The 847-nt window shown below is 41.2% G+C and carries 1 protein-coding gene; it reads right to left on the bottom strand.

The annotated features are described in order from the left end of the window. A partial coding sequence (locus A3729_RS08555; RefSeq protein ID WP_197475703.1) for a MotA/TolQ/ExbB proton channel family protein occupies positions 1 to 582 on the bottom strand: 582 nt, incomplete at its 3' end. Positions 583 to 847 lie beyond the last annotated feature (265 nt).

Here is an 847-nt window from a genome sequence, read left to right as displayed (position 1 = left end):
ACCCATAAGGCTTGCCGCCTCAGAAACGGCTCTGCCCTGCTCCAAGATAAAAGCCATATTGAGCAAGGCCAGCACGGTACCGGCAATACCAAAAGTCGGTGCAAGATTCGCCAGGGTGCGGAAGATGCCTATATAGCGCCCTTCATTTAAATTTACCTGGCTAATCTGCCAATTGAGAAGTGAAAGAATATCGTCGCTTGGCTGGCGATCCCTGATCATCTGCAGCCCCTTTTTCAAAAAAGGTTTATCCAGTTTTGATAAATCCCGGTCGATCAGGGTGTATTGGTTTCTAAACCAAAGCTGAGCAAAATGAAGAATGATATTGGCTTCGTTTGCCACGTCAGAGTGCTCGGCTTTATTTCTTGGAAAAGCTTGTCGAAATGCGGCAAGGCAATCGTCAAATGAGTGACTCAAGACAGCCCCGGTAAAAGTTCCCAAAACCACAAGCAACAAACCTGGAAGGTTCAAAAACTTTAAAGGTTCAAGGCTTGATAAGGCCAGCACCAGAACAAAGGCAGCCAACAGTAATAAAACAAGAGTGCGGCCCGTTAGCTTCTGCCGGGAAAGAGCTTTAAAAGACATGAGATTATTCCATCAATAAATATTTCTAATGGAATATGCATAAACTGCGCCTAATGGTGATTTTGGAAAAAACAAAACCTGAAGCGATAAGCAAAGCCTAGAAAACTAAACTTAAGCTATTGTTAAATAACAAATTAACTTGAAATACTTTATATAAAGCTAATATTAAAAACTAGCCTTTCAATCTAAGGTATGAAGAAAGGAGCCAAAAGTTCGTCAACACAAACAAATAAAACCGTCATATTTTTGCCTGTTTATGCTGACA

This window comes from Oleiphilus sp. HI0043 (assembly GCF_001634935.1).
This window is presented reverse-complemented; position numbering and strand designations above follow the sequence as displayed.